This window comes from Saccharomonospora saliphila YIM 90502 (genome assembly GCF_000383795.1).
GTDB lineage: Bacteria > Actinomycetota > Actinomycetes > Mycobacteriales > Pseudonocardiaceae > Saccharomonospora > Saccharomonospora saliphila.
Map to the genome: position 1 here is coordinate 27,436 of NZ_KB912619.1, position 4,991 is coordinate 32,426.

Consider the following 4,991-nt stretch of genomic DNA (forward strand, 5'->3'; position numbering starts at 1 on the left):
GCTGCTCGCGGTCGGCGCGCTGCTGGCCACGGTCGTCGCCGTCGGCCTCGTCGCGCTCACGGGCGGTCTGGCCGAGGCCGTCACCGGACTGACCGACCCGGGGGATGTGACCCGCTACGGCATCGTGGTCGTGCGGGTGGGCGCGGACATCGCCGCCGCCGTCTGTGTGGGCTCCCTGCTGCTGGCCGCGTTCCTCGTGCCCCCGCAGCGCTCCGGGACGCTGGCCGCCGACGGCTACGCGGGGCTGCGCACGGCGGGCACAGCGGCGTGGGTGTGGTTCGTCTTCGCGCTTGCCTCCGTGGTGTTCACCGCGGCCGACGGTGCGGGCAGGCCCGTGGCGGAGGTGCTCGACCCGGTCGCGTTCGTCAACTACGTCGGTGCCATCGAACAGCCGAAGGCGTGGCTGATCACCGCCGCGGTCGCGCTGCTGCTGGCGGCGGCGTGCAGGCTGGTGTTGTCCTGGGGCTGGACGGCCGTGCTGTTCGTCGTCTCCGTCGGCGGCATCCTGCCGATCGCGGCCACCGGGCACTCCGCCAGTGGGGGCTCCCACGACGTGGCCACGAACAGCCTGCTCTACCACCTCGTCGGCGCCGCGCTGTGGGTCGGCGGCCTGATCGCGCTGCTGGCCCACGCCCGCAGGCGCGGCGCCCACCTGCCGTTGGCGGCCTCCCGGTTCTCCCGCGTCGCGCTGGTGTGCTGGCTGGTGCTGGCCGCGTCCGGTGTGGTCAACGCCGTGGTGCGGGTCGCGCCGGACCAGCTGCTCGACACCGAGTACGGCCTGCTCGTGCTCGCCAAGGTGGTCGCGCTGGGCGTGCTGGGCGTGTTCGGCCACCAGCACCGGCGCGGCAGCGTCCGGGCGCTGGCCGAGGGCCGCGGTGGCGGGCAGCTCGTGCGGCTTGCCGCCGTCGAGGTGCTGGTCATGCTGATCACGATCGGCCTGGCCACGGCGCTGGCCCGCACTCCGCCGCCGCAGGAGGTCTACGCGGAGCCGTCGAACACCGAGCTGCTCATCGGCTACGACCTGTCCGGCGCGCCGACGCTGCTCAGCGTGCTCACCGAGTGGCGGTTCGACCTCGTGTACGGCACGGCGGCCGTGGTGCTCGCCGCGCTGTACCTCGCGGGTGTGCGCCGGTTGCGCGCTCGGGGGGATGCCTGGCCGGTCGGCCGCACGGTGGCGTGGCTGTGCGGCTGCGCGACGCTGTTGATCTCGACGTCGTCCGGGCTGGGCCGGTATTCGCCCGCGCTGTTCAGCATCCACATGGTCAACCACATGGCGTTGTCCATGGTGGTGCCGGTGCTGCTGGTGCTCGGCGGGCCCATCACGCTCGCGCTGCGGGCGCTGCCCACCGCGGGCAGGACGGCGCCGCCCGGGCCGAGGGAGTGGCTGCTGGCCCTGGTGCACTCGCCGCTGGCCCGGGTGCTCACCAACCCGATCGTCGCGCTGGTGATCTTCGTCGGGTCGTTCTACGGCCTGTACTTCTCCGGGCTGTTCGACTCGGCGCTGAACTATCACTGGGCACATCTGGCCATGAACGCGCACTTCATCCTGGCCGGGTACGTGTTCTTCTGGCCGGTGATCGGCGTGGACCCGGCACCGAGGCAGCTACCGCCCCTCGGCAGGCTCGGCCTGCTGTTCGCGTCGGTGCCCTTCCACGCGTTCTTCGGCGTGATCCTGATGAACATGCAGACGGTGATCGGGGCCGAGTTCTACCGTGCGCTGAACCTGCCGTGGATGGAGGACCTGCTGGCCGAGCAGCGGCTCGGCGGCGGTATCGCGTGGGCGTCGGGGGAGATCCCCGTGCTGATCGTGATGATCGCGCTGCTGGTGCAGTGGACCCGTTCGGACGAGCGCGAGGCCCGCAGGCGCGACCGCAGGGAGGACGCCACGGGCGATGCCGAGCTCGCCGCCTACAACGAGATGCTGCGCCGGATGGCCGAACCCGGCAGGCGGGTGGAATAGCTCACCCGGACGGGGGCCGGTGCGGGCTCGTGCGGGTGCCGCGTCGGCGTGTGCGCAGCGCATCGGCACCGGCCCGGCGTCACGGGTCTCTCACGCTGGGTGGCGGATCGGTGAGGCGGGGTGAGGTGGGCGTCGGCTTCGCTCTACGATCGGAGTATGGCCGAGTTCATCTACACCATGAAAAAGGTGCGCAAGACCGTCGGGGACAAGGTGATCCTCGACGACGTCAGCACCGCGTTCTTCCCCGGCGCCAAGATCGGCGTGGTGGGGCCGAACGGTGCGGGTAAGTCCACCGTTCTGCGGATCATGGCAGGGCTCGACCACCCCAGCAACGGCGAGGCCTTCATCCAGCCGGGGGCCAGCGTGGGCATCCTCCAGCAGGAGCCGCCGCTGAACGAGGAGAAGACGGTGCGCGGCAACGTCGAGGAGGGCCTCGGCGAGATCAAGGTCAAGCTGGACCGGTTCAACGAGATCGCGGAGAAGCTGGCCACCGACTACAGCGACGCCCTCATGGAGGAGATGGGCAAGCTCCAGGAGGAACTCGATCACGCCGACGCCTGGGAGCTGGACTCGCAGCTGGAACAGGCGATGGACGCCCTGCGCTGTCCGCCGGGCGAGGAACCGGTGAGCCACCTCTCCGGCGGTGAGCGGCGCCGCGTGGCGCTGTGCAAGCTGCTGCTGTCCGGGCCCGATCTGTTGCTCCTCGACGAGCCCACCAACCATCTCGACGCCGAGAGCGTGCTCTGGCTCGAGCAGTTCCTCGCGACCTATCCGGGCGCCGTGCTCGCCGTGACCCACGACCGGTACTTCCTCGACAACGTCGCGGAATGGATCATGGAGTTGGACCGGGGCCGCGTCGAGGGCTACGAGGGCAACTACTCGACGTACCTGGAGAAGAAGCGCGAGCGCCTCGAGGTCCAGGGCAAGAAGGACGCCAAGCTCGCCAAGCGGCTCAAGAACGAGCTGGAGTGGGTGCGGTCGAACCCGAAGGCCCGGCAGACCAAGTCCCGTTCCCGCCTCGAGCGCTACGAGCAGATGGCCGCCGAGGCCGAACGCAACAAGAAGCTCGACTTCGAGGAGATCCAGATCCCGCCCGGCCCGCGCCTGGGCAACGTCGTGGTCGAGGTCGGGAACCTGCGCAAGGGCTTCGAGGACCGGCTGCTGATCGACGACCTGTCGTTCACGCTGCCCCGCAACGGCATCGTCGGCGTCATCGGTCCGAACGGCGTCGGCAAGACGACGCTGTTCAAGACGATCGTGGGCCTCGAGGAACCCGACTCCGGCTCCGTGCGGGTCGGCGACACCGTGAAATTGTCCTATGTGGACCAGCAGCGCGGGGGGATCGACCCGGACAAGACGGTGTGGCAGGTCGTCTCCGACGAGCTGGACTACATCCACGTCGGCCAGGTCGAAATGCCCTCGCGCGCCTACGTCAGCGCGTTCGGGTTCAAGGGCCCCGACCAGCAGAAGCTCGCGGGCGTGCTCTCCGGCGGTGAGCGCAACCGCCTCAACCTGGCACTCACCCTGAAGCAGGGCGGCAACCTGATCCTGCTGGACGAGCCGACCAACGACCTGGACGTCGAAACCCTGGGCTCGCTGGAGAACGCGCTGGAGCAGTTCCCCGGCTGCGCCGTGGTCATCTCGCACGACCGCTGGTTCCTCGACCGCGTGGCCACCCACATCCTCGCCTGGGAGGGCACCGACGAGGACCCGGCCCGGTGGTTCTGGTTCGAGGGCAACTTCGAAGGTTACGAGAAGAACAAGATCGAGCGGCTGGGGGCCGAAGCGGCTCGGCCGCACAGGGTGACCCACCGCAAACTGACTCGCGACTGATCCCGGCGGGCGCGGCGAGGAGCGTGCCGACGCGGCTGCTGACGAGGAGAGCCCGGAGCAACAGTTGAGCGGAGACCCAGTGGGAGCCACCGAGCACACCGACGCGAGCGCGGTCAACGGCCGCAGGTCCGCTGTCCACGAGGGCGTCGAGAGGGACTCGGCCTCGGTCGAGCAGCTCGTCGAGCACGCCACGGCCCTTCAGGTACGGGCGCCGGAACTCGCCCTGATCCTCGGCGAGCGCGCGGCGGCGCTGGCCGAGTCGGCGGGGGCGAACGCGCTGTGGGTGCGTGCGGAGAGCCTGGTCGTCAACGCCCGGGTGCGCCTCGGGCACCGCGCCTCCACGGTGGGAAGGGCCGTGACGGCGCTGCGCGCGGCCGAGGACGCGCGGCAGCCGGTGACCGCCGCCCAGCTACGGACCGACCTCGCCGTGTGCGCGCGGTCGGTGGGCGCGCCGCTGACCGGGCTGGCGGCCCTGCGGCCCGTGCTCACCGTCAACGGACTGACGTCGGTGCAGCGGGCCACGGCGCTGTGTCACCTCGTCGGGTGCCTCGGCACGTTCGGCCGCAAGGTCGAGCTCGACCGGGTGCTGATGGAGGGTGACCGGCTCGTGTCGGTCGACGGTCAGCTCGACGGCGACGACAAGCAGGTCGCCAGGGCTCTGCTGCGGGTCGGGGTGTCGGCGCACCGCCGCAGGCACGGCGACCTCGTCGGGGCGGCTGACGCCGCGCGCACCGGTATCGGGTTCCTCGACGACCTGGCCGACCAGGGAGCCGACGGCGGCCTCGTCCGCGTCCGTCTCGCGCTGGAGCTGGTGTGCTCCCTGCTCGACCGGGGTGACGGCGACCTCGCGCTCGAGGTGGCCGAGCCGGTCCTCACCGAGCCGGAACGGGCCGCGGGCGTGGCTCCGCTCGGCTGGCTGCGCCTGGCGGTGGCCACGCGGGTACAGCTGGTCAACGGCTCGGCCGAGGCGGCGGCCCGGACCTTGCGCGACGCCGTGCACAGCACGGGGCGGCACGGGCTGTATGCGCTGACCTCGCGGCTGTGGCTCGAGCTGGCCCACGTCGAGGACCGGATCGGCCAGCCCGGCGAGGCGACCCAGTGCCTGTACCGGGCACGGGCGGCCGAGCATCTGCACACCCGGGTGAGCGGGCAGGCCCGCGCTCTGCTCACCGGCGCGTTCGGGGCGGGGGAGCAGGCC

At 71.4% G+C, this 4,991-nt stretch carries 2 protein-coding genes and 1 pseudogene; all 3 read left to right on the plus strand.

Translation table 11 applies throughout. From position 1 onward, the window contains the following. Position 1 precedes the first annotated feature (1 nt). Positions 2-1,960, plus strand: coding sequence for a cytochrome c oxidase assembly protein (locus SACSA_RS0102825; protein ID WP_083940126.1), 1,959 nt, complete (start codon positions 2-4; stop codon positions 1,958-1,960). 156 nt (positions 1,961-2,116) lie between these two features. Further along, positions 2,117-3,793, plus strand: a complete 1,677-nt coding sequence (ettA, locus tag SACSA_RS0102830; protein ID WP_019813324.1) for an energy-dependent translational throttle protein EttA — start codon at positions 2,117-2,119, stop codon at positions 3,791-3,793. 79 nt (positions 3,794-3,872) lie between these two features. Beyond that, positions 3,873-4,991, plus strand: a pseudogene (locus SACSA_RS21225) (hypothetical protein); the annotation flags it as partial.